The organism is Oceanobacillus sp. FSL H7-0719, from assembly GCF_045040795.1.
GTDB lineage: Bacteria > Bacillota > Bacilli > Bacillales > Amphibacillaceae > Oceanobacillus.
Genome location: NZ_CP150301.1, coordinates 2,343,434 through 2,365,883, shown reverse-complemented (window position 1 = coordinate 2,365,883; position 22,450 = coordinate 2,343,434). Strand labels below are relative to the sequence as shown.

The 22,450-nt window shown below is 38.2% G+C and carries 18 protein-coding genes; 15 read left to right on the top strand and 3 right to left on the bottom strand.

Features of this window, described 5'->3' with window-relative positions:
- Positions 1 to 223 precede the first annotated feature (223 nt).
- The 4 genes from NST93_RS12295 to NST93_RS12280 all read left to right on the top strand — a co-directional run bounded on the left by NST93_RS12295 (position 224) and on the right by NST93_RS12280 (position 9,538).
- Positions 224 to 2,686, top strand: coding sequence for a peptidoglycan-binding protein (locus tag NST93_RS12295; RefSeq protein WP_405097428.1), 2,463 nt, complete (start codon positions 224 to 226; stop codon positions 2,684 to 2,686).
- Between the two features lie 590 nt (positions 2,687 to 3,276).
- Positions 3,277 to 4,539 (top strand): group II intron reverse transcriptase/maturase, encoded by a 1,263-nt coding sequence (ltrA, locus tag NST93_RS12290; protein WP_405097426.1) that lies wholly within the window; start codon positions 3,277 to 3,279, stop codon positions 4,537 to 4,539.
- Positions 4,540 to 4,740: 201 nt separating this feature from the next.
- The gene (locus tag NST93_RS12285) at positions 4,741 to 7,893 is read left to right on the top strand and encodes a peptidoglycan-binding protein (protein ID WP_405097424.1); all 3,153 of its coding nucleotides are present in this window, start codon (positions 4,741 to 4,743) and stop codon (positions 7,891 to 7,893) included.
- A gap of 184 nt (positions 7,894 to 8,077) precedes the next feature.
- Positions 8,078 to 9,538, top strand: coding sequence for an APC family permease (locus NST93_RS12280; protein ID WP_405097422.1), 1,461 nt, complete (start codon positions 8,078 to 8,080; stop codon positions 9,536 to 9,538).
- A 282-nt stretch (positions 9,539 to 9,820) separates the two neighbouring features.
- Here NST93_RS12280 and NST93_RS12275 read toward each other — a convergent pair whose 3' ends face one another.
- Positions 9,821 to 10,867, bottom strand: a complete 1,047-nt coding sequence (locus NST93_RS12275; RefSeq protein WP_405097420.1) for an LCP family protein — start codon at positions 10,865 to 10,867, stop codon at positions 9,821 to 9,823.
- A 637-nt stretch (positions 10,868 to 11,504) separates the two neighbouring features.
- Here NST93_RS12275 and NST93_RS12270 point away from each other — a divergent pair.
- The 5 genes from NST93_RS12270 (at position 11,505) to NST93_RS12250 (ending at position 16,099) form a co-directional block, all read left to right on the top strand.
- Positions 11,505 to 12,731: an NRAMP family divalent metal transporter gene (locus NST93_RS12270; protein ID WP_405097418.1), complete on the top strand. Its 1,227-nt coding sequence runs from the start codon at positions 11,505 to 11,507 to the stop codon at positions 12,729 to 12,731.
- A gap of 62 nt (positions 12,732 to 12,793) precedes the next feature.
- Positions 12,794 to 13,525, top strand: coding sequence for a 5-oxoprolinase subunit PxpB (gene pxpB / locus NST93_RS12265; RefSeq protein ID WP_405097416.1), 732 nt, complete (start codon positions 12,794 to 12,796; stop codon positions 13,523 to 13,525).
- Complete coding sequence (locus NST93_RS12260) at positions 13,522 to 14,289, top strand: LamB/YcsF family protein (protein ID WP_405097413.1); 768 nt, start codon at positions 13,522 to 13,524, stop codon at positions 14,287 to 14,289. The genes pxpB and NST93_RS12260 overlap by 4 nt, the downstream gene beginning before the upstream one ends.
- The gene (locus NST93_RS12255) at positions 14,290 to 15,234 is read left to right on the top strand and encodes a biotin-dependent carboxyltransferase family protein (protein WP_405097411.1); all 945 of its coding nucleotides are present in this window, start codon (positions 14,290 to 14,292) and stop codon (positions 15,232 to 15,234) included.
- An 85-nt stretch (positions 15,235 to 15,319) separates the two neighbouring features.
- Positions 15,320 to 16,099, top strand: a complete 780-nt coding sequence (locus tag NST93_RS12250; RefSeq protein ID WP_405097409.1) for a putative hydro-lyase — start codon at positions 15,320 to 15,322, stop codon at positions 16,097 to 16,099.
- 119 nt (positions 16,100 to 16,218) lie between these two features.
- On the opposite strand, the gene NST93_RS12245 is transcribed toward NST93_RS12250, so the two are convergent.
- Positions 16,219 to 17,532, bottom strand: a complete 1,314-nt coding sequence (locus tag NST93_RS12245) for a nucleotide sugar dehydrogenase (RefSeq protein WP_405097407.1) — start codon at positions 17,530 to 17,532, stop codon at positions 16,219 to 16,221.
- Positions 17,533 to 17,748: 216 nt separating this feature from the next.
- On the opposite strand from NST93_RS12245, the gene NST93_RS12240 reads away from it, so the two are divergent.
- The 5 genes from NST93_RS12240 to nagB all read left to right on the top strand — a co-directional run bounded on the left by NST93_RS12240 (position 17,749) and on the right by nagB (position 20,547).
- The gene (locus NST93_RS12240; RefSeq protein WP_405097404.1) at positions 17,749 to 17,973 is read left to right on the top strand and encodes a DUF1659 domain-containing protein; all 225 of its coding nucleotides are present in this window, start codon (positions 17,749 to 17,751) and stop codon (positions 17,971 to 17,973) included.
- Positions 17,974 to 18,024: 51 nt separating this feature from the next.
- On the top strand, positions 18,025 to 18,240 hold the full coding sequence (locus NST93_RS12235) for a DUF2922 domain-containing protein (protein ID WP_405097402.1): 216 nt from the start codon (positions 18,025 to 18,027) through the stop codon (positions 18,238 to 18,240).
- Between the two features lie 101 nt (positions 18,241 to 18,341).
- A complete protein-coding gene (locus NST93_RS12230; protein WP_405097400.1) occupies positions 18,342 to 18,476 on the top strand; it encodes a YvrJ family protein in 135 nt (44 codons plus the stop codon).
- A gap of 223 nt (positions 18,477 to 18,699) precedes the next feature.
- Positions 18,700 to 19,449, top strand: a complete 750-nt coding sequence (locus tag NST93_RS12225) for an SDR family NAD(P)-dependent oxidoreductase (RefSeq protein ID WP_405097398.1) — start codon at positions 18,700 to 18,702, stop codon at positions 19,447 to 19,449.
- A 372-nt stretch (positions 19,450 to 19,821) separates the two neighbouring features.
- On the top strand, positions 19,822 to 20,547 hold the full coding sequence (gene nagB / locus NST93_RS12220; RefSeq protein WP_405097395.1) for a glucosamine-6-phosphate deaminase: 726 nt from the start codon (positions 19,822 to 19,824) through the stop codon (positions 20,545 to 20,547).
- 233 nt (positions 20,548 to 20,780) lie between these two features.
- Here nagB and NST93_RS12215 read toward each other — a convergent pair whose 3' ends face one another.
- Entirely contained in the window at positions 20,781 to 21,146 is a 366-nt protein-coding gene (locus NST93_RS12215) for a riboflavin kinase (protein ID WP_405097393.1), read from the bottom strand.
- A gap of 265 nt (positions 21,147 to 21,411) precedes the next feature.
- On the opposite strand from NST93_RS12215, the gene NST93_RS12210 reads away from it, so the two are divergent.
- Positions 21,412 to 22,446: a hypothetical protein gene (locus NST93_RS12210; protein WP_405097391.1), complete on the top strand. Its 1,035-nt coding sequence runs from the start codon at positions 21,412 to 21,414 to the stop codon at positions 22,444 to 22,446.
- Positions 22,447 to 22,450 lie beyond the last annotated feature (4 nt).

Below are 22,450 nucleotides of genomic sequence, written 5' to 3'. Positions count from 1 at the left end.
GATACATTTGACCTCGTTGAAATAGAATATATGATGAAAGCAGGTATATGAAGTGACTAATATCCTGCTTTTTTCTGTTAAATAAGTCATTTTAACGACAAAATAGTGCTTTGAACTCACCGTTTTTTTAAAGAAACATTAAAAAAGTCACGAATCTATTGAAATTTTGTCGAATGTTGTAGATAATGATAGAGTACAAAATTATAAGGAGGTGAAAACTAGAGTGAGAATTTTAAAGATTTTAATTATGTCTATTATTGTATTTGCAGGTCTTCACTTTAGTTTCATGGAAGTACAAGCTGAAGAAAGTGATGGGGCAGGCGAGTATACAGGTGAGACACAAGGTAATTCGACAGATGATGAATCAGATACGGTACATATAACAAAAGACGAAGCTAAACAAGACGAAATAATAAATGAATCGACGGAAGAAGCAGAACAGTCGGCAGAAGGCGATGCATCAGAAACAGAATCATCTAAAGAGAAAACCACTGAATCGGAAATATCTGAAGATACTGCTAAAGAACAAGCAAAAGAAGAATCAGAGTCCTCTAAAAATGAACCTACAGATGCTGAAGAAGAAGTAAAATCAGACGAACCCAATAAAGATGAATCAAAATCAGAAGAACAAGAAAAGCAAAAGTCAAAAACTATGTTATCTGTAAAAGAAGCAACAATGCCATATAAAGAAGGAGATCGTCATACTGATCTAAAATCCATCAAAAAACAATTAAATGCGATTGGATTTGGAGGGATTTCCGAAACAGACTTCTTTGGAAGCTGGACAGAAACACGAGTAAAACAATTCCAAGGTTATTATGGCTTGGCTGTAACTGGAGAAATCAACAAAGCAACAGCAGATAAGATAAATAAAGTCTATACTAGTTCGTTCCAGCTTAACAAACGTCATAATTCCACAATTGAATTAAAGGAAAAACTAAATGCGTTGGGCTATGGCCATATTTCAGTATCGAACTTATATGGCAGCTGGACCAAGAACCGTGTAGAGAAATTTCAAAGGGAAAATGGCTTGCGTGTAAATGGAATTGCAGATGATCCTACATGGGCAAAAATTAACCAATTATTAGCACAGAAGGAATTCAAAGTTGGAGATCGTCATCCTAATATCGTTTCTATCAAGCAAAAGCTGAATAAAGTTGGTTTTGATGGTATTTCTGAAACGGATTATTATGGTAATTGGACGAAAACTAGAGTTACTCAATTCCAAAAATATTATGGTCTTTCCCAGACAGGAACTACAAATAAGGCAACATTGGATAAATTAGATGAAATTTATAATAGTCCCTTCCAATTAGGGAAACGTCATGAGTCTACTATCGATTTAAAAGAAAAGCTTAATTCTTTAGGATACGGTCATATTACTGTTTCGAACTTATATGGTAGCTGGACTGTAAACCGTGTGAAGAAATTCCAAGATGAAAATGGCTTGCGTGTAAATGGTATTATGGATGAAAAGTCATGGTCGAAGCTTTATGAACTATTAGAAAAGACGGAGTTCAAAGTTGGGAATCGTCATCCAAATATTATTCCTATCAAGCAGAAGTTGAATACGATAGGTTTTGGTGGCATCTCAGAGACGAATTACTTTGGAAATTGGATGAAAACGAGAGTTATCCAATTCCAAAAATATTACGGTCTCTCTCAGACAGGTACAACAAATGCGACTACTATAGATAAATTAAATGAAGTCTATAACAGTCCGTACCAGCTGGGCAAGCGCCACAAAGATTCAATAAATCTAAAGAAAAAACTCAACCGTATCGGCTTTGGGCATATTACTGTAACTGAGCTTTATGGCTCGTTCACTAAGAAGCAGGTTGAAAAATTCCAAAAACAGTACGGACTAAAAGTAAATGGGATTGCTGACCCTGTAACACAAAAGAAAATAAATGACATTTATAACAGCCCTTTGCAAAAAGGTAAAAGAAATGCACAAGTAATTGATATAAAAAGAGATTTGAATAGACTTGGCTATGATGGTATCTCATTAACAAATTACTTTGGAAGCTGGACTGAAACTCGTTTAAAACAATTCCAAAAAGATAATAATTTACCGGTTAGTGGGATTGCAGATGTGAAAACCATTAATAAGCTGAAGAATTCTTATATAACAATCTATATTGATCCTGGTCATGGTGCTCATGATCCTGGTGGTTCAGGCTACGGATTAAAAGAAAAAGATGTTGTTCTTGATATTGGCAAAAAACTTGCACAGGAATTGAGAGGTTATGCCGGTGTAGAAGTTATCCTTTCGAGAACGAAAGACGAATTTCTTAGTTTATCGCAACGTACAAGTGCTGCAAATAATTTGGGTGTGAATTTCTTTATTAGTTTACACACAAATGCACTTAATGGAAGTGCAAATGGTTTCGAATCATTTATATATAATGGTTCCGTTTCACAAGAAACAAAGAAGAGGCAAAGTGATATTCATAATCATTTAGCTAGCTGGCTCAAATCGAACAATGGAATTAACGACCGGGGAGCAAAAAGTGCGAATTTCCATGTTTTAAGGGAAACCACAATGCCATCACTGCTTCTAGAATATATGTTTATTGATAATAAAAAAGAAAATAATTTATTAAAGAATAAAAGTTATCGTGATACGCTTGGAAAAATAACTGCTGAAGCGATTGCTAAATCCTTTAACTTAAAGAAAAAATAATTTTAGACCGTATGAGTTGCAAAGAACTCATACGGTTTTTGTGTGCCCGGCATGGATGTAATCTCTAGGGTGAAAGTCCCGAACCACGAAGGTAGAAGTAGGGGTTAGCTTAACGCAAGGGTGTCCGTGGCGACGCGGAATCTAAAGGAAGCGGGCGGCAAACTTCCGGTCCGAGGAACACGAACTTCATACAAGGCTAGGTATCATTGGATGAGTTTGCAAAACAAAACAAAGTCCTTTCTGCCAAAGGTGATACAGAGTAAATGAAGCGGATAGATGGAAGGAAAGATTACACTCTTACCCGGGGAGGCCTGATGGATACGTGAAGTGCCCTTCATAACCTGCTTAGTGATAAGCAGCTGAACCATCAGGAGTCAGCAGAAGTCATAGTACGAATCGGTCTAGAACGATTCGGAAGGACAGAACAATTTAAGAGAGAATAGCCCTTTGCATTCAGTGGTCATGAAGAACACAGAAAACGCAGTACCTCACTTGAAGGAGAAGACGGTGAATCCCGTTGGGGACTTCTTGGAGGGTGGAGTGACCGCTGGCATAAGAAGATAAGCTATTCACGGAAGGAAGATATAACAATGCTTTTGAATCAAATTCTATCACGGCAGAATATGCTTCTTGCGCTCAAACGAGTGGAACAGAATAAAGGAAGCCATGGAGTAGACATGATGCCCGTACAAAACCTACGTCAGCACATTATCGAAAACTGGTTACCCATAAAAGAAGCAATTCTCCAAGGTACTTATGAGCCACTGCCAGTCCGCAGAGTCGAAATCCCGAAACCTGACGGCGGCTTTCGGTTACTAGGTATCCCAACCGTGACAGACCGTTTAATTCAACAAGCAATAGCCCAAGTATTATCTATGATATATGATCCAACGTTTTCCGAACATAGTTATGGGTTCCGACCGAATCGGAGTGCCCATGACGGGGTTAGGAAAGCGAAAGGATATATTCAAGATGGTTACAGGTGGGTAGTAGACATGGATTTAGAAAAGTTCTTTGATAAGGTGAATCACGACCGACTGATGAGCACACTTGCGAAAAGAATTGACGATAAGTCACTTTTAAAGCTAATCCGTAAGTATCTTCAATCTGGTGTCATGATTCATGGAGTGGTTTCTATTACGGGGGAAGGAACTCCGCAAGGGGGCCCGTTGAGTCCACTGCTTTCTAACATCGTACTAGATGAACTAGATAAAGAGTTGGAAGCAAGAGGGCACAAATTCGTTCGTTATGCGGATGACTGTAATATTTATGTGAAATCAAAGCGTGCAGGTGAACGGACCATGGCGAGCATCCAACGTTTTATCGAAGGAAAGTTACGCCTGAAGGTGAATGAAAAGAAGTCAGCAGTTGACCGTCCTTGGAGACGGAAATTTCTAGGCTTCAGCTTCACCTCATCACGAAAACCAAAAGTACGTATAGCAAAACAGAGTCTAAAACGAATGAAGGCGAAAGTAAGGGAAATTACTTCTAGAAAGATGCCATACTCGATGGAGTACCGACTGAAGAAGCTGAACCAATACCTAACGGGTTGGTGCGGTTATTTCGCATTGGCAGACACTCCATCCGTCTTTGGAAATCTGGATGGCTGGATACGTCGGAGACTTCGCATGTGCTTATGGAAAGAATGGAAGAAGCCAAAGACAAAGATACGAAATCTGGTGAAATTTGGGGTACCTCACTGGCAAGCTTATGAGTGGGGAAACAGTCGAAAAGCCTATTGGCGAATCGCAAATAGCCCAATATTACATCGAACCCTCGGCAACTCCTATTGGAGAAGCCGAGGGCTCAGAAGTCTACATGACCGTTATGAATTCTTGCGTTATCAATCTTAGTTGAACCGCCGTATACGGAACCGTACGTACGGTGGTGTGAGAGGACGGAGGTTAATCACCTCCTCCTACTCGATTTACTTGTAAGATACTAATAGAGACATATAATGAAATACAAGTAAAAAGATTGTGTCTCTATTGAAATATTATTATTACTAACCGATAATAATAGAGAAGTTTAAATATAGGGAGGTGAAAACTAGAGTGAGATTTTTAAAGTTTATATTCGTGGCAATTTTCTTTTTCGGAAGCCTTCACTTTAGTTTTGGGGATGTACAAGCTGCTGAGAATGATGAAGCAGATGCAGTGACAGAGGAGACCGAGCAAACTCCTAAGAAAGATATATCAGAGCAAGAGGTTGACTCAGAGTCTACTGAAAATATACATACTTCTGAAGGTGAAACACAGTCTGTTGAAAAGGACACAGATACAGAAGTAGATGAAGCAGAAATTCAACCAGAGAATAATCCTGAAGAATCCGAGGAGCCTGCAGAGGCAGAGGAAAAGGAAACTGATTCAGACGAGTCTGAACAGGATGATTCTAAGGCTAAAAAGATGACAACATTCTCTGCGAAAGTAGCAACGATGCCATATAAAGAAAATGATCGTCATGAAGACTTAATTGAGATAAAGAAAAAACTAAATGCGATTGGCTTTGGTGGTATTTCAGAAACAGACTTCTTTGGCAGCTGGACGAAGACACGAGTAGAACAATTCCAGGAATATTATGGACTTCCTGTAACAGGTGAAATTAATAAAGCAACATCGAATAAAATCGATAGTGTCTTTAATAGTCCATTCCAACTAGGTGAACGTCATGAATCTACCATTGAGTTAAAGGAAAAGCTTAATTCATTAGGTTATGGACATATATCAGTGACGGACCTATACGGCAGCTGGACTGTAAACCGTGTACAGAAGTTCCAAAAAGAAAACGGTTTACGTGTAAATGGAATCGCAGATGAACCGACATGGGAAAAGCTTAACGAGCTGGCTTCTCAGACTGAATTTAAAGTTGGAGATCGTCATCCGAATATCATTTCTATCAAACAAAAGCTGAATGCAGTTGGTTTTGATGGAATCTCCGAAACGGATTACTATGGAGCTTGGACGAAAACTAGAGTAACGCAATTCCAGGCGTACTATGGACTTACACAGACAGGAACGACAAATAAGGCTACTTTGGATAATTTAAATGAACTTTATACTAGTCCATTCCAACTTGGTAAACGCCATAAGTCTACTATTGAGTTAAAGGAAAAGCTTAATTCATTAGGCTATGGACATATATCAGTGACGGATTTATACGGCAGCTGGACTGTAAACCGTGTGAAGAAATTCCAAGAAGAAAATGGTTTACGTGTGAATGGTATTGCAGACGCTCCAACATGGGCTAAACTTGACCAATTACTCTCGACAACTGAATTTAAAGTTGGAGATCGTCATCCGAATATCGTTTCTATCAAGCAAAAACTGAATGCACTAGGCTTTGATGGAATTTCTGAAACAGATTATTATGGAAGTTGGACGAAAACAAGAGTAATCGAGTTCCAAGAGTACTATGGTCTTTCACAGACTGGTACAACGAACAAAGCTACAATAGATAAATTGAATGAAATCTACAATAGTCCATTCCAGCTTGGTAAGCGTCATGAATCAAATATCGAATTCAAAGAGAAATTGAATCAAATAGGCTATGGTCATATCTCCATTTCCAATTTATACGGCAGCTGGATGGAAAACAGAGTGAAAAAGTTCCAGAAAGATCATGGACTTAAAGATCATGGAATTCTAGACGAACCTACGCAAGCAAAGATAAATAGTGAAGTAAATAAAAGTGAATTTAAACTAGGTGATACACATCAGCGTCTCATTGGCTATAAAGAGCAGCTTAACAAGATTGGTTTTGGTTATATTACAGTGACTGATTATTATGGCAGCTGGACGGAAAACCGAGTAAGGAAATTCCAAGATTATTATAGTATTTCAAAAAATGGTCAATTGGATAAAGCAACGATTTCCAAATTAGATGAAGTGTATAATAGTCCGTATCAATCAGGAAAGAGTCACCCTGATTTAATCGAAATTAAGGAAATGCTTAATTCATTAGGATATGGAAATATTACTGTAACAGAAAACTATGGTAGCTGGATGGAAAACCGAGTAAGAAAATTCCAAAGAGACTATAACCTAGTTGAAAATGGTATTGTCGACCAGGTAACATTACAAAAAATCTATGACTTGTTCGAAATTGTTGAGAGATTTGATATTCGTTTAACTGATGCTCTAAAAATGCAGATGGCAGCAAATCCGCAAACAGACAAATATCGAAATGATCCTGCATATATTTCAAGCGGCAGCAGCTATGTAAATATTGGACAAAAGGGATTAACTATTTCTGGTGCTAATGTCAACCTAAGAACTAAAGCTGACACAACATCAAGTGTAAACGATACTGTAGGACCAAACACTACTGTAGTTATTCTTGGAACTGTGAAGGGTTCCAATTATAAAGGAAGTACAGAATGGTACAAAGTTTGGTATAACAATAAACAAAGTTATACCCATAGTTCTCTTGTAAATGAGAAGGACACGCAAATGGCTGTGGTTAAATCAAAAAATCTAAATGTAAGAGCTGATGCAACTACAAATTCGCATAAATTTGGTTCTTTCAGTAAAGGGACAGTACTCGAAATAATTGGCTATAAAGGCACATGGCTTCAAGTTCCATATGGTGCTTGGAGAAGCGCAACTGAATTAGATACATTAGAATATCTTGACCCATCAAATGAGGATGTTGACATGTTCCAGCATTTAGATTTATCTTCACCTGCAGGAGCTACAGCTGCAGAGCTGAATAAATATCTAAAAGGGAAAGGCGTTCTTGAAGGTACAGGACAAGCATTTATTGATGCAGCTAATTTGCACCATATCAATGAATTATATCTTGTATCCCATGCATTGCTAGAAACAGCTCATGGGGAGTCAAATCTGGCTAAGGGCATTGTCGTAAATGGCAAAAAAGTTCATAATATGTTCGGTATTGGTGCATATGACAACTGTCCTGATACATGTGGTTCGCAAAGAGCGTACGAAGAAGGATGGGACTCACCTTATAAAGCAATTGTTGGTGGTGCGACATTTATTGGACAAAAATATATTCATAATGAATATAACCAAAATACTCTATATAAGATGCGCTGGAACCCAGAAGGAATGGCGCGTCATGGGTATGCAACTCACCAATATGCAACAGATGTCGGTTGGGCTAAAAAGCAACTAAGTAGTCTAAAGAAATTGCATCAGGAGATAATAGCTAATCCTGTGTTGAAATTTAATGTTGTTCAATATAAGTAATTCTTTGAATCTAGCCTTCTAGCAAGGCTAGATTCTTTTTGTTCATTCACTATCTTTAAAAATGCGCTTCAATCAGGAATTAGATAATAAACTGGTACGAACGTCCGAACATTATTCCCTTTAAATTCCGATTAAGTTAAAATAGTATGGACATACTATTTTCTAAAAAAGCAAGGAGAATTCGATGCAAGAGAGGACTACTTTAAAACGTACATTAAAACCACATTGGGTTTGGGCAATTGCCTTAGGATCATCGATAGGTTGGGGAGCTTTTGTACAGCCAACAAATTGGATGGAAACAGCTGGACCACTAGGAGTAATGATTGGATTTGCTATTGGTGGATTATTGATGATGATTATTGCTATTAGTTATGGCTTCTTGATTAAAAAATTTCCTGTCTCGGGCGGGGAATTTGCTTATGCTTATATCGGCCTTGGCCGTACGCATGCATTTATCAGCGGCTGGTTTCTGACACTTGGATACACATGTATTGTTGCATTGAACGCATCTGCATTCGCATTGATGTTCAAATATGTGTTTCCGACGATACTAGAGAACTTTTATATGTATGAGGTAGCTGGCTGGGATGTGTATGGAATGGAAATCATTCTTGCTTCACTCGCTTTAGCTATTTTTTGCTATTTTAACATTCGAGGCGGAAGTCTTTCTGGAAGTATGCAATTTGTTTTTGTAGCTATTATGATCGTTGGGGTTGTTTTGATTACCTTTTTCATTGGAATTAATCCGGGATCAGGCATGGAAAATGTTCAGCCGGTATTCCCAACGGATAAAACAGCTATAGCAGCGATTCTATCAATTGTGGCAATTGCACCGTGGGCTTTTGTTGGATTTGATAATGTTCCGCAAGTTGCAGAGGAATTTAACTTTTCATCTAGTAAAGCTTTTCGCTTAATTATTTTTGCTATCATTTTTGCGGTCGCAATCTATTGCTTTATGGTACTGGCAACAGCAATGGCAGCACCTTGGGAAGATGTAGCAGGTGCAGGTCATTTATGGGGAACTGCTCATGTAGTCGAACAAACGCTTGGTACAATGGGAGTTGTTATTTTAGTTATTGCTTTAGCTATGGGAATATTTACTGGCTTAAATGGCTTTATTATTTCAACTAGTCGTTTATTATTTGCAATGTCCCGTGCTAAATTTATTCCTGCTGCATTTTCTAAATTACATGACAAGTATAAAACACCTTATATAAGTATTATCTTTACAGTAGTTATCTCAATGGTTGCTCCATGGTTTGGACGTCAGGCATTAACATGGGTTGTAGACATGTCTTCTGTTGGCGTTACGATTGCTTATTTCTATACTTGTTTTACGGCTTATGCAATTTTCAGATGGAAGAAAGACAGTCACTATAATTCAAGTAAACATGTTGTCGCGCCAATGAAGAAGTTTTTCGCTTTGTTGGGTGTCATTTCAAGTATTAGCTTCTTGGGATTGTTGCTTATACCTGGCTCGCCAGCATTCTTAGGAATTCAATCTCGTATCGCTTTAGCAGTATGGATTGTTTTGGGCATAATATTCTATTTAAGTAAGCATAGGGATTATAAGAAGATTCCAGAAAAAGAAATGAATTACTTGATACTAGGTGAAGAGAAGATTGTAATTAAGGACGAAGATTAATGTGATGTAAAAAAGACTCCCTGCGAAATAGCATGTCTTCTAGAGATGTCCTATAATTCTGCAGAGAGTCTTTTTTAATGTTTATTATGTTGCAAAGCGGGAAAAGTAGATAAAAGAGACGAGCGCAGTGCCGGTTAAATTTAATATAAAAATTAATGACTCGACTAGTGAAAAGGCATATTACAAGGATTCACTTAGCGAAAAGGTAACGCAAAGCTGATGAACATCGGTGAAAAGGATAAAAAATACAGCCACTCACCGAAGTGATTGGCTGCATTCTTATTAATATCCTGTATTTGTAGTTGGATCTTCTTGGGTCCATTCGTTATCAACAGTAGTCGTTGAAAGGTCTAAATGATCCTTTAGCATTGTTTTTGTTTCTTCCAAAGCGGCTTGATCCAATGCCCAGTAGTAGACACCAGTTGGCTGATAATCTGTTCCATCTAGAGTATGGGCATCGATTTTCAGGTTGCTTCCGCTCGTTCCGTAAGAAATAAATGTTTTCATATCGCTAAATGTCATATTCGTTATCATGTTATCTCCAACGGCTTCGAGTAAGTCATCATAGTTCAAAATAGAATTAACTGATGCAGCTTTATTGATGACAGACTTAATAATTTCTTGTTGTCTTTTACCACGTTGAATGTCATTATCAAGCTTTCTTGTTCGTGCCAATGCAAGTGCTTCTTCACCATCTACATTTTGTTCACCTGGATAGAGATGAATGGAATCTCGTTTATCCATTGAGTTGGATTCTTTAAATTCATATGGCACATCAACTGTAATTCCGTTTAATGCATCGACAACATCCACAAATGCATGGAAGTTTAATTTTACATAGTAATCAATTGGAATATCTAAGAGAGTTTCCACTGTTTCAATCGCTGCTTCCGTACCGCCAAAGTAGTGCGCATGATTAATCTTATCTTCATATCCGACTTCAGGGATATAAACTAGTGAATCCCTTGGAATACTTACAAGATTAATACTCTTGCTATCTTTATTAAACGTTGCGACCATAAGTGTGTCTGTTCTAGCACTCTCGGCATTACCGCGGTGGAGGTTAGAATCCACACCCATGATAAGTACAGATACATTATCAATGCTCGGATCAATTTCCGCATCTCTCAATGGAGATTTATCCCTTTTAACTTCTTCATAGGAATCAGATAAAACAGTATCTGCTTTAATATATAAATAGGTGCCATAGCTAAGCAAAACCAGAAAAACAACCAAGATAGGGACTAATATAAATAAAATTCTTTTACGTACTCTCTTCTTCTTTTTCTTCACTCTAACTAACCGGACATTTTTATTGTTATGAGACATGTTCATTTAACTCCTTATTATGAATGTAGCCTAAAGACATGATTTTCTTTATTTTACTATAAAACTAACATTTTTTATATTAAATTCGCATGACAAAGCAGAGAAAAATCCCCTGATATTATTATAGACGAATTACAATCCGAAAAAGTTGCATATTTCTTGAAAAAAACTTGAAATATGCTATTTTATCGTACACTTAATCTATCATAACACAGAATAAGAGGATTGGTATCGTTTTTTGACGGATAGTAAGGATACTTTTCTATATATAGGAAACCATAAGTATAACCTTACCAATATGCTGTTTTATAGTATATGAATAATCGTGTGTAATTAGTTTATTTTATTCATTTTAAACGAACAAATTGAAAAATTCCAATCATTAATTGCACTGCACTTTAACCGAGACATATATATATATTCTGTGGTATTATTTATAAATCCACATCATCCTTAAAAAAATGGAAGAATATCCTATAACATCATAAGGTTTGAAAACAAGAGTCGGATATGAATTTTATTCCATTATCCCTCATGAATTATAAGTGAAGAAAATATAGACGAGTCCGATCTTTTTTTCAAAGACGGACAATCTCCCATGTCCATATTTCACTGCCCCAGTGTAAAGGAGGAAATTATGTCAAAATCAAATAAAAATAGTGAATTACTTTCCGTAAAGGATCAAAAGGCCCGAAGAAGATCACTTATGGGTGCTGCATTCTTAATGGCAACATCTGCAGTAGGTCCAGGGTTTTTAACACAAACTGCAGTATTTACGGAAACACTTTTAGCAAGTTTTGGGTTTGTAATTCTAGCTTCTATCATTATTGATATCGGAGCGCAGCTTAATGTTTGGAGAATTATTACAGTATCAGGATTGCGCGGCCAGGAGATTGCGAATAAGGTATTCCCTGGATTAGGATATGTTGTCGCGATATTTATAGTAATTGGCGGTCTGGCATTTAATATCGGAAACATTGGTGGTACTGGTCTGGGAATAAACGCATCACTAGGACTTGATCCGAAGATTGGTGCTATCATCTCTGCAGCAATAGCAATATTTATTTTCTTATCTAAAGAGGCCGGTGCAGCGATGGACCGGATTGTGAATATTTTAGGTGCAGTGCTGGTTATTCTAATTGCTTACGTGATGTTTGTCAGCCAGCCCCCAGTAGGAGATGCGATTTATCGTTCATTTGCTCCGCTGGAGATTGATATGTATGCGATTATTACTATTGTTGGTGGTACAGTAGGAGGATATATTACCTTTTCTGGTGGTCACCGTTTACTTGATGCAGGAATTAGCGGGAAAGCTTCGATTCCAGAAGTAAACAAAACTTCGCTGATTGGAATAGGGGTTGCTTCACTTGTACGTATTTTACTGTTCCTGGCTGTATTAGGTGTCGTAATGCAAGGTGTGTCACTTGATCCAGCAAACCCTGCTGCAACAGTGTTCCAGCATGCTGCAGGTGATATTGGCTTCCGTATATTTGGGATCGTACTCTGGATTGCAGGAATCTCATCTGTAATTGGAGCAGCTTATACATCTGTGTCATTCTTGCGCTCTTTCCATGCTATTTTTGATAAGTATTATAAATACTGGATTATTGGGTTTATTTTATTCTCAACATTTGTTTATATCGTTATCGGACAAGCTGCAACATTACTTGTAATTGCAGGTGCAGTCAACGGCTTAATTCTGCCACTGACACTTGGCTCTATGCTGCTAGCTGTTCATAACAAGAAAATTATGGGTGATTATAAACATCCAATCTGGTTAACTGTGTTTGGCGCAATAGTTGTTGTTCTAACTGCAATACTAGGAATCAGAACGTTAATCCAAATGATTCCTCAGCTTTTTTAATATAATAAATGAATATGTTATAATAAAGGGATGAACAAGTAAGATAGAAGTGGTGGAATAAAATGTTTAAAATAGAGGTTTATGGCGATAGAGGCATGAGGGTTCAATTGGGCGATTCCATTTCTAAGGAAACGAACGAACAAATCCGCAGCCTCTCTGCGCTTTTAGAAAAAGAAAATATTAATGGGATTATCGAATGGATTCCGACTTATACGTCGGTAACAATCTATTATGATCCTGCTCAGATTTCATACGAAACTTTAGAGGGACGTATGAATTCTTTATATGGAAGTCTTTCTCAGATAGACATACCGCCGGCAGAAGTGATTACAATTCCGGTATGTTATGGCGGGGAATCCGGACCTGATTTACAGCATGTTGCTGAAGTGAATCAGCTTACAGAGGAAGAAGTAATACAGATTCATACAGGAAGTGACTATCTCATTTATATGATGGGCTTTTCACCTGGTTTTCCTTATTTAGGAGGCATGTCAGAGAAGATTGCAACACCAAGGCTTGCATCTCCACGGGCAAAAATTCCTGCTGGTTCTGTAGGTATTGCTGGCTCTCAAACAGGTGTATATCCTTCAGAGTCTCCGGGTGGCTGGCAGATTATCGGCAGAACACCTTTGGATTTATACAATCCGAATAGCGATAGACCAATTTTACTTCAAACAGGGAACTATGTCCGTTTTAAGCAAGTTTCGGAAAAGGAGTATGAAAAAATTGTTCAAGCGATTTCAGAGGGAACGTATCTAGTTGAGAGGAATTCATATAAGGAGGATGAGAAATGATAAAGAATTTTGTTGATTTGAATAGTGACTTAGGCGAAAGCTTTGGTGCTTATCAGATTGGGCAAGATGAATTAGTGATGCAATACATCACCTCCGCAAATATTGCTGCTGGTTATCATGCCGGCGATCATAATGTCCTTCGCAAATCTGTGCAAAGAGCTGTTGAAAATAATGTTGGTATTGGTGTACATCCAGGGTTTCAGGATCTGCAAGGATTTGGCAGACGCCTGCTTTCACTTAATCCGGAAGAAATTTATAATTTGGTTGTTTACCAGATTGGTGCAGTTCAGGGATTTGCTACTCTATTTGGTAAAGAACTCAATCATGTTAAACCACATGGTGCCTTATATAATATGGCAGCAAAAGATAAGGAACGTGCACAGGCGATTGCAGAAGCAATTAGAGACATGAATGCAAATCTGATTCTTTTCGGACTTGCTGGGAGTGAGCTTGTTAAGGCTGGAGAAAAGGCTGGTCTTCAAGTGGCGCAAGAGGTTTTTGCGGACCGCACGTATCAGCCGGATGGATCACTGACCCCGAGAACGGAATCAAATGCAATAATCTCTGAGGCAGATGAGGCTGTGTCCCGAGTTATTCGCATGGTAAAAGAGGGAAAAGTTGAAGCAGTGGATGGTTCAGACATTGTCATTCAGGCGGATACAATTTGTGTGCATGGTGACACACCACAAGCCCTTGAGTTTGTACAGCTTCTTAAAGAAGGACTTGAAGCAAATGATATTCTGATAAAAAGAGTGGGGAGTTAAATGAAAAATGCAGTAATTGAAGTAATAAAGCCCGGTCTGTCCACATCAATTCAAGATTTGGGACGTGTGGGCTACCAGCAATTTGGTATGGTTGTAGCTGGAGCGATGGATCCCTTTGCTCTGCAAGTGGCCAATATTCTAGTAGGAAACTCCCGAGGAACTGCCGGTATTGAAGTAGTAGTAATGGGACCAAAACTTAAATTCCTGCGGGATACAGTAATCGCAATTTGTGGTGCAAACCTGTCTCCGGCGCTTGATGGCAAACCAATTCCAATGTGGCACTCTGAGCGTGTGGAAAAAGGACAAGAGCTCACATTCGGGAAACCGATGGATGGTTCTTACGCTTATATTGCGGTGAGTGGCGGAATCACTACCAAGGAAATAATGGGCAGCCGGTCTACTTACGTAAAAGCAAGAATCGGTGGACTTACTGGAGATTTCTTGACTAAAGGCGAATTTCTGCCAGCTGGAGAGCCTGAGCTTGATAAAGCCGGACGCTGGCTGAATGGAAATCTCATACCGGATTATAATAAGCCAAGAAAAATTCGTGTCATCCTTGGCCCAGACAAACATGCATTCACGGAAACAGGTCTTAATACCTTTTTAACGAACACATATGAAATTACAACAAAGACGGATAGGATGGGTGCACGTCTAAATGGAGAGTCCATTGAGCATGCAGCCGAAGCGGATATTATTTCGGATGCAATTTTACCTGGAACAGTTCAAGTGCCAGCTAATGGCAAACCAATCATCCTTCTGGCCGACCGACAGCCGACTGGTGGATACACAAGAATTGCAACGGTAATCTCTGAAGATATACCCCGCATCGCACAAAGCCTTCCAGGAAAAGAAATTGCCTTTGAAGCAGTAAGTCTAACCCTCGCCCAAAACCTCTACAAAAGAAGAGAACGTGTCCTGAAAATGTTAAGCAAGATGGAGTAGTAAAAGAATGGCTTGGCGAGATTAACGCTCTCTGCCAAAGCCTTTTAAAAACCAATTATTTACTTTAGTATAAGGAGATGATTAGATGACAGAAGCATTGGAACAAATAAGGCAAAAAATCAGAACCGGTGCATGGGCTAAGCCGACGACAGGACAGGCTCCTGGATATACACAGGCCAATCTCGTTATCTTACCAAAGAAATATGCATATGACTTCCTGCTGTTCTGTATGCGCAACCCAAAAAGCTGTCCATTAATAGAAGTAACAGATGCAGGATCTCCAGTGCCGAAAAAGACAGCACCAACATCAGACTTGCGTACAGATCTTCCTAAGTATCGCATTTATAAAAATGGAGAATTAACCGAAGAAGTAACAGATATCGCCGATTATTGGCAGGATGATTTCGTATCCTTTTTAATTGGCTGCAGTTTTACTTTTGAAAAGCCATTGCTGGAAAACGATATTCCGATTCGCTATATCGAAGAGGGGCGCAATGTTTCGATGTACAAAACGAATATCCCGTGTGATTCTGCGGGAGTATTCCAAGGTCCAATGGTTGTCAGCATGCGTCCAATGAAACCAGAAGATGCAATTCGAGCAGTACAAATTACTTCACGTTTTCCTTCTGTGCATGGTGCACCAGTTCATATAGGTGACCCTGTGCAAATTGGAATTGAAGATATCGACAAACCTGATTTTGGTGATCCAGTTACCATTTACGACGGAGAAGTTCCCGTATTTTGGGGCTGCGGGGTTACCCCTCAGGCAGCTGTCATGGCAAGTAAACCTGAAATGGTAATTACACACGCACCTGGACATATGTTAATCACAGATGTTAAGGAAGAAGAACATGCTGTAATTTAGAAAAGAGGAAGCAGCTGCTTCCTCTATTTGCTGATCTGCTGTTCAATAAAATAGACTTGAGGCCACCTTGTTTTGAAGGGTGACCTCAAGTCTATTTAGATAACATTACTTCCTTCTGCTTATAAACTCCAATACTGGAATCCTTTTTCTTCACATTCTTTTCTATCTAAAATGCTCTTAATATCGATTAGAACCTTTTTATCACTTCTATATAATGAAGCAAGTTCATCAAGGTTGAGATTATCTAGAATTTCTTTATGCGGAACAGCTAATATAATACAGTCTACATCCTTAATGCCTTCTTTTTCAGACAGGCGAATATTAAAGACTTCATATACTTCTTCTGGATCTGCTTCTGGATCATAAATAATTGGGTCAATGTCGTATTCTTTGAGTTCCTCTATCACATCAATTACTTTTGTATTCCGGACATCGGAAACATTTTCTTTAAATGTAAGTCCCAGAACAGCTACACGTGCACCATCAATATTTTGCTTCGCTTTTATCATTTGCTTAATTACACTGTTGCCGACATATTGCCCCATATCGTCATTCACTTTTCTTCCGGAAAGAATAATTTGAGAATGATAGCCAAGCTGTTCGGCTTTATACGTGAAGTAGTATGGGTCAACACCAATGCAATGCCCGCCAACTAGTCCTGGTGTAAAGTTAAGGAAGTTCCACTTTGTTCCAGCTGCTTCGAGCACAGCTTTCGAGTCAATCTCCATTTTATCAAACACCATGGAAAGTTCGTTCATAAAGGCGATATTAATATCTCTTTGTGAGTTCTCAATTACCTTGGAAGCTTCGGCAACTTTGATCGATTCTGCTTCAAAGACTCCAGCTTCAATGATAGCATCATATACAGCAGAGATTTCTTTAAGTGCAGCTTCATCTGAACCAGAAACAACCTTGATAATTTTTGTTAGGGTGTTTACTTTATCACCCGGATTAATCCGTTCTGGTGAGTATCCCACTTTAAAGTCTGTGCCGTATTTCAGACCAGAAACTTCTTCTAATACAGGGATGCAGATTTCTTCTGTAGTACCTGGATAAACCGTTGACTCATAAACGACAATAGAACCTTTCGTCAAGTTTCTTCCGACTGTTTCACTAGCACTGATAACTGGATTTAAATTTGGTGTTTTGTCAACGTTAATTGGTGTCGGTACAGCTACGACATGGAATTTACATTCTTTTAAATCTTGCTCCACATGTGTGAATTTCATCGTCGTCTGCTGAACAGCCTCGTCTCCAACTTCATCAGTTACATCAATTCCCCTTCTGTACTTATCTAACTTAGCTTCGTTTAAGTCATAACCTACAACATCAAATTTCTTAGCAAATTCAACAGCTAATGGCAGGCCTACATAGCCTAGACCGATCACTGCAATCTTTTCTTCTTGTACTTGCAATTTTTTATATAAATTCATGGTAATACTACCTTTCTATATTGAATTCGTTTCTGCTGATAAAAGCAATAATAGAGTAATTATATTATATAGTTTTCATGGATTAAATACAATTGAATGTGATTTTGTAATGAAGTTGTAAAGGCAGAGCTTATAATATTCCCCATTACTTTTAAAAGTTTTCACCCCCTTTTCGTTTCTTCCTTCGATTATAGAAGTGAAAGGGAGGTGATACACATGGCAGTAGCAGACTTAACACAATCCACATTGCAGCTTGTGCTTCATGAAGGCACAGACCCTGATACGGGAAACCCAGTGTTCAAAACGAAGAACTTCAACAACGTGAAGCCCACAGCAACAGCGGATCAGTTATATGCTGTCGCAATCGTCCTTGAAGGACTGCAGCAACGCCCGCTTTATACAATTAACCGCAGAGATAACTCTGAAATTCGTGAGGCATAAGTATTTCTTTAAAGCCTCGTGAATAGAAAGCGGAAAGGAAGGAGGGAAAGCATGAAGAAGCTTGAGCTGAAATTTAAAAACCAGGAAGACAAAATCGTCACATACAGCCTGGATCATCCAATTGAGCCAGTCGACCCGGCTGCAATCAATGAAGCAATGGATGAAATCATTGCACAAAATGTCTTCTCATCAACAGGCGGCGAATTAGTTGCAAAAGCAAGTGCACGCGTTGTTGAGCAAAACATTGAAGATATTGAAATGAATTAATTAATAATCAGAGACCAGTGGCGCCGGCTGCTGGTCTTTATTGATATTGGAGACGGACGCTGTCTTGATTCAACCACAATCTTTCAAAAGGAGGTAAAGTCATGGATGCATGGTATTCTCTTGTTGCGGAAGTTGGATTTCCGGTTGTAGTAACTTTTTATTTATTGCACCGGATTGAAGGAAAATTGAATCTGCTCATTGATTCCATCCAGCAGCTGCCTGACAAGATGAAATGAAAGCGTGAGAATCATGAGGAAAAGAAAATAATCTAGTTATATTCCCTTCCCTTCTCAGATATATAGGGAAGGGAATTGCTTTTTCCTGTCGAAATCAATTCGAGTTGAAACTTTTTTACTATATATAAAGAGCAAATCCTTTTTAAATCGTATCAATGAGGGGTACAATATATAAGTAGAGACTCTAAACAACATTGAATAATAATACATCGGAGGTATGAACATGAGTAAAGTTGCAATTATTACAGGTGGCGGAAGTGGTTTAGGACAAGCTACCGCAGTTCGATTAGCGGAAGAAGGAGTTAACGTTGCTGTAGTTGACGTTAGCGAAAAAGGCGGAAATGAAACAGTAGAAATGGTGAAGCAAGCTGGAGCAGACGCTATTTTCATTAAAGCTGATGTATCCAAGGTTGAAGAAGTGAAAAATTATGTTGATAAAACAGTAGAAAAGTTCGGTTCAATAGATTATTTCTTTAATAATGCAGGAATTTCTGGCAGTGGCCAATTCTTCTTAGATACAAAAGTGGAGGAAATTGAACAAATCGTTGGGATTAATTTACTGGGAGCTTTATACGGCGTACGCTATGTAGCTGAAGTGATGCTGAAAAATGGCGGCGGTTCAATTGTAAACACAGCTTCAAGTGCTGGGGTAATCGGACAAGATTCAGTAGTGACTTACTCTGCGACAAAACACGGTATCGTTGGTTTAACAAAGAGTATGGTTGCTGAATATGCAAAAGACGGATTACGTGTAAATGCAATTGCACCTGGTCCAACGGAAACTCCAATGGTTAAAAAATTCTATGAAGCAAATCCAGAAATGAAAGCAAATGCAACAGGCGGCATTCCACAAAAACGTTTAGGTACTCCAGAAGAAGTAGCTGAACTTGTAACCTTCTTATTAACTTCTAAAGCGGAATATATTAATGGAGAAGTTATTCGTATTGATGGCGGGTTCACAAATACAAAATAAGTGATAAAATCAAACGTTGAAAACGCGGGAACGAATCTTATTAGATTCGTTCCTTTTTGGGTTCTGTTCCTCCGTCTCAAACATGGAAATCCTATTTAAATAAGGAATGATAGGTTAAAGTTTGGTATAATTATTTCAGCTTTTACCATATCAAACTATTTCACCATTGAAATTTATTTGTAAAACAATTTAATTTAAAAAGTATAGTCAGATGGAAAAGAATGGTGTAAACTAAAAAAGTCGTTTTTTGAGAAAGTTACATATATATAAGTTGATTGATTAAAACTAATATAACAGCGTAAATTCAGTGTTTAACCAAGATTATTGGAACGATAAATGATTAGGAAGATTTAACTCTTAGGAGGAATGGAAATGGAATTTATCAAAGTGAAGAATTATGATGAAATGAGTGAAAAGGCTTGTGAGATTTTAGTTGATCGCATGAGCAAACTGCAGCAGCCAGTTATTGGACTGGCAACAGGGTCTACTCCAGAAGGCTTATACAAGCTCTTGATCGACAAGTATAAAAAAGGCGAGTTGGATTTCTCGAATACGGTAACTTTCAATCTTGATGAATATGTTGGACTCGATGATGACGATCCAAACAGCTACCATTATTTTATGAATGATAAATTATTCAACCACATTAACATTCCTGCTGAGAATATTCATGTACCAAGCGGTGTTGCTGAAAACATTCAGCAAGAATGCCTGGATTATGAATCGGCAATGAAAGTCGCCGGTCAAATAGATGTACAATTACTTGGCATTGGCCAAAATGGTCATATCGGTTTCAATGAGCCAGGAACTGCGTTTGACAGCAGAACACATCTTGTTGATTTGGATGAATCCACAATTCAAACAAACGCTCGTTTTTTTGATTCAATAGAAGATGTTCCTACAAAAGCAGTTTCAATGGGAATCGGTACAATACTTGAGAGCAAGGAAGTCCTGATGGTTATTTCCGGTGCAAGTAAGCAGGAAGCTGTAAAGCACTTGCTCAGCGGAGAAATCACAGAGGACGTCCCTGCCTCTGCACTTCATAAGCATCCAAATGTAACAGTAATTGTAGATGAAGCAGCTTGGGGAGATAACTAAAATAAATTTTAAAATCCATCTAACAGAGAGGAAGCATATTCTCTGTTAGATGGATTTTTTATGTCTGAAAATGGTTTACTTCGATGTTAAATCCAGCAGGTTTATTCTAATGATGGTTATTGAAGTTGAAACGGGGTAAAAAAACGACCAATTAAATTGAGCTTTATGCAAGCACTGGATACGCCTGCAGAAGAAAGTCTGTAAATTGTCTTTCAATTTATGAATTCGAAGCTTTACACACTCGCAGCTGCAGGGTATTCTCCATCTTGCTGCTTTTGATTTTCTGAAGTGTTTAAATGGTTATCCCAGGAAATTGATACATTGCCAGCTTGAAGACGCTGTTTGAAGTTATGAATATATACTTTCACTGTTTTGTTAACTTCTTTTGTCAGAGAAGTTACAACTGAAGCAATTGCCTTGTACCACGTACCTTCAACCTTTATGGAAACCGGGTGGTAACCTGCTTCTGGCAGTTGAATGTCTGAATGGAGCGTTACTTCTGCAATTTGATAATCCAAAAACTTGGAACGAATATTTTTGTGTGTAATTTTACCTTGTGTCTGGTACATGCATGTAACTGTAGTAGAAAAGTCGTCCAACTGTATACCTCCTTTATTTATATATTGTGAAGAACATCACTTATCTTATTATACAGGAATGTATAAAAATGTAAAGGTTTTCATTTAGGGAATCTAATAAAATTTGTCAGAATTGTGAAGTTAACGATAAACTTTTTGTTCTTATAAATAAGGTTATAAGAGATCTTATTCCCTTAAAAGCAATAGGTACTTGGCCCCGTTGTTATTAGAAAAGTCAAACGGTATTATAATGATATTGAATTGTATTATTTTAGGGGGAATTATGATGGTGAAATACAGTCGTTTATTGCTGGGAGCAGTTGCACTCATACTTTTATTATTAACGGCATGCAGCAACGATGAAAATGAAGAGTCAAAGGAAACGGAAAACCAAGATCGCGCGAATACCGAAGAAGAAGCAGAAGAAGCGGAAAATGAAGAGGATGAAGAAACAGAGGAAGTTTCCTTTGAAGTGAATCAGAATCAGCCTCCAGAGGATCAAGGGGATACAGAGGTAAGGCTGGAAGGGGAAGTTCAAGTTACAAACGAAACTGTTTCGGTTCTAGGAGAGACAAACCTGTTGCCGGAAGCACAGCTGATGCTTTTGATTAGTTCGGAAGAAGGTGTCCTTATTGGAACGAATGACCGAGCGCAAGTGAATGAAGATGGAACATTCGAATTAGAATCAGGATTACCAGAAGAGGTAGAGGGATTCGTGCATATTGAAATAAAGTTTGAGCCTACAAACCAAAGTGAAGAAATAAAAAGTCATTATGTAAATGACCTTGATGGCAGCTTTGCAAGGACGTATACAGAGTCAGATGAAACCTATCAGAAAGCATCCTTTCAACAAACAGTCTCTTTAAGTGAAGGCGACCAAATCATTAAAATTACAGAACCAAGCTGGGATACACCGGATGATTATGGGGAGGAAGCAATTTGGATAGAACCTGCTGTTGAGCGACAAGAAGACTATATCGTAGTAAAAATAGACAGTAATCTTATAGAAGAAACGTTTATTCAAGCCAGGGCGGATATTCCAAATTATATTACAACAGGTTTTCAAGGATTTAGCTATATAAATCCAGATGGAACAGCAGTTTTATATATTAAAGACCCAGAAAAAGACAGCAGAATTAAAGAGTTAACGGAATACGAAATTGTTATCACAATGGACCCATCCCATGGCAATAATGGTCCGCACATATCAGAATTGTATGGAGAGAATGGGGAGAATTTAGCAGGGGACTTGGTTCTTGCTGAAAATGATACGAATATGATTAGGCAGACAATCACGATTACTGCGGATGAATCAAAGTGATTTC